Source organism: Moorena sp. SIO3I6, assembly GCF_010672095.1.
Map to the genome: position 1 here is coordinate 1 of NZ_JAAHHU010000584.1, position 2,743 is coordinate 2,743.

Below are 2,743 nucleotides of genomic sequence, written 5' to 3' on the forward strand. Positions count from 1 at the left end.
TACTGTTCCCTGTTCCCAGATACGCTGTTCCCTTTTGATCTCAATCCTATGTTTATCTCTCCAAAAAAAATGCTATATACCCAATCTGATGGAAGAGAGATAACTGTAAACAATCTGCAACGGATTTGTTACAAAAATTCTCAAATTATGTTATAATATAAGTTTATTTGTCTGTTATAATAAAATTGACATGGAGGTTAAACGTTCCATGTTAAGAGCCAGCCTACAGGTTCTCGACAGTCCAAGGCTGGCTCTAGTACCCCTAGAAAAGGATATAGTTTGATTATGTCTTATTCTGAACGCCTTCATCCGTGGGTGATAGTCCGCCTATTGCCTAAAATGCAACGAGTAGTTGTTGCTCGGTTCCGCAAGCGCTCGGATGCGGAAGGTCATTTAAAAGCCCTTAAACGGCTGATGCCTGATGCTCAATTTGTGATTATCTTTGTTCGCGTAGCGTGACCTTTGGTCAATGTAGGAAATAATCCTATGGGTAAAGAATCTTAGCGCTGCACCCAAGGGAGTAGGAAGTAGGAAGTAAGGAGTAACGATGTATTGCTTTTATCCTACTTCCTGCAGAAGTTTTCACCACTTAAGTCCCCAAAACAATTGCCGTCTTTGTTGAGGATAACTACCGATTTGATAGTTGAGAACTGTTTGAGGGTAGATTCAATAGCACTGGTAGCTCTAGCATCATAGCCTACTCCAGGGGAAGGAATGGCACGGCAAAACTTGAGGGTCGCGGTTTCTGCTGCAATAGAGAGGGTAAAATCTTTACCACAGTTGGAGCTACCTTTAAGTTGTAGTGCTTCGGTGAAACCAATTTTAGTTTCTGCTTTGGTCGGACCAATAATCAACTGTTCAATGGCAAAAGTAGCCACTGCACGACTAGTGGTGCTTCTGACTACAGGTTCTACATACCTAAAATCCTGATTACTTTGAGGTTGCTTGGGAAAAAAAACTTTAACGTTTCTTTGCTTAGGAGTAGTTTGAGTTTGGGTAGGAGTTGGGGATGTTTCTACTTCTATTATAGGAGATGGATAGGAAGTGGATGTATCCGGTGGCGGTGTCTCTTGTTCGTTACAAGCATTGAGACTCAAGTATGCCAAGAGTATGCTAGTCAAGAGTATAGTTTTAGATTTGTGTAGATCCATTGCGCACCTCGACGTTATCCTTGTTAAAGTTAATATAGCGTTTTTTATCATAATGAGGTACACAATATTTTTACCTTCTTACCTGTTCCCTGTTCCCTATTCCCTATTCCCTAAAATCTATAAATTGTGTACCTTATAGCACTGACATGCTCCCTACGGGCTGTACCTCACCTATTTGATAAATGCTATATTTATAGCAAAGTAGCTTTCCCTTTGATTATGTATCAACTTACCCTATCTGTTCCAGAAGAAACCGCACAGGCTTTAAACCTAACACCAGAACAACTAGGACAAGAATTATGTTTAAGTGCTGCGATGAAACTTTATGAATTAGGTAAACTTTCCTCTGGTGCTGCTGCTCAACTAGCTGGTATTGAGCGAGTAGTTTTTTTATCTAAGTTGAGGGACTATGGTATCAACACTTTCAGATTAACAGAAGCAGAATTAACAGAGGATTTAGGAAATGCCTAATGTGATTGCTGATACCTCACCAATCCAATATCTATATCAAACAAATTTACTGCATTTACTCCCACAACTTTATGGCTCCGTTATTGTACCTCAAATTGACTCTTCCCTCTTCCATCTTCCCTCTTCCTTGCTCCCTGCTCCCTGCTCCCTGCTCCCTGCTCCCTAAAACCCATAAATTTGTACCTCACAAGTCGTAGAATTGCTATATGTCTTAACCCTCAATCCGCAAAATCGCTTCTTTCACCTCCACCTCTGATTCAATAACTGCCATAATTCCTGGTAAATATTCATCCATTGTCATCACGTTAGCATAAACTATTGGTTTAATTAAAGCCAAACTAAGATTGTCCTCTTTTACATCAATGCTGGTTTTGTAGCGGATTTCTCCATCGTCTAAATCGAATTCAAAGTTACCCATAATCATGCCATAGTTGGCGCGGGTGATGAATTCTGTGATAGCTAGGTGCTTGTTTTCTGGAGCCTTAACGGGGCACATTGAATAAAAAACGAATTGTCTTTGTTCTTCTCTGGCTTGGGCGTAGCAAGTCCATTGTCCGTTTTCACCCCGGAATAAAAGACGCAAGGCTGATGTTTCTGGTATATTGACAAATTGCCATTGGTCTGATTCAAAAAAGTTAACTATTGCGGTAAAGATTGATTGGTTTGTGGTGGGATCTTCTTCTGTGTCGGAGAATTTTTCATCAACTAATTCGTTGAAAACGCTGGTAATTCCCTCAAGAAATTCAGAGGTAGCGTTTTGGGTAGCTTCAGCTAAATTGGCTTGGGTCCATTCTTGGAAAAAGTTAACAATTCCTTCTGACAGTTCTTCGCTGGTAGCTTCTGGGTGGTTAATGGTGGAAGGATTAAGGTAGTTCCAGAAGGTGTTATAACCGACTTCACCGTTGGGTTGTTGCTGTTTTACCGATAAGCATAGCCAGCTTTCGGTGTTGAGTAGTTTGTTTGTTAAGGGGTTTTCGGGTTGTTGACAAAGGTGAAGCAGGTAGTTAGCAGCTTCTTCTGCGGTGGAAGCGTTTTCTAATAGCTGTGGCAGTAAATCCGGTTGGAGAGTGGTTTCAATTTGGATGTCACCACTGGGGAGAAAGTTACCACCACTCATGGGT

The 2,743-nt window shown here is 41.0% G+C and carries 5 protein-coding genes; 3 read left to right on the top strand and 2 right to left on the bottom strand.

Features of this window, described 5'->3' with window-relative positions; all coding sequences use genetic code 11:
- Positions 1-285: 285 nt before the first annotated feature.
- Positions 286-459, top strand: a complete 174-nt coding sequence (locus F6K49_RS39915; RefSeq protein ID WP_198954025.1) for a hypothetical protein — start codon at positions 286-288, stop codon at positions 457-459.
- Positions 460-563: 104 nt separating this feature from the next.
- On the opposite strand, the gene F6K49_RS39920 is transcribed toward F6K49_RS39915, so the two are convergent.
- On the bottom strand, positions 564-1,151 hold the full coding sequence (locus tag F6K49_RS39920; RefSeq protein ID WP_293106248.1) for a GerMN domain-containing protein: 588 nt from the start codon (positions 1,149-1,151) through the stop codon (positions 564-566).
- A gap of 126 nt (positions 1,152-1,277) precedes the next feature.
- On the opposite strand from F6K49_RS39920, the gene F6K49_RS39925 reads away from it, so the two are divergent.
- Together F6K49_RS39925 and F6K49_RS39930 are read left to right on the top strand one after the other, a co-directional pair.
- Positions 1,278-1,622 carry a UPF0175 family protein gene (locus tag F6K49_RS39925; RefSeq protein WP_293106251.1) on the top strand — a complete coding sequence of 115 codons (345 nt, stop codon included), beginning with the start codon at positions 1,278-1,280 and terminating at the stop codon, positions 1,620-1,622.
- The gene (locus F6K49_RS39930; RefSeq protein WP_198954024.1) at positions 1,615-1,788 is read left to right on the top strand and encodes a hypothetical protein; all 174 of its coding nucleotides are present in this window, start codon (positions 1,615-1,617) and stop codon (positions 1,786-1,788) included. The genes F6K49_RS39925 and F6K49_RS39930 overlap by 8 nt, the downstream gene beginning before the upstream one ends.
- A gap of 45 nt (positions 1,789-1,833) precedes the next feature.
- On the opposite strand, the gene F6K49_RS39935 is transcribed toward F6K49_RS39930, so the two are convergent.
- A partial coding sequence (locus F6K49_RS39935) for a YbjN domain-containing protein (protein ID WP_293106256.1) occupies positions 1,834-2,743 on the bottom strand: 910 nt, incomplete at its 5' end.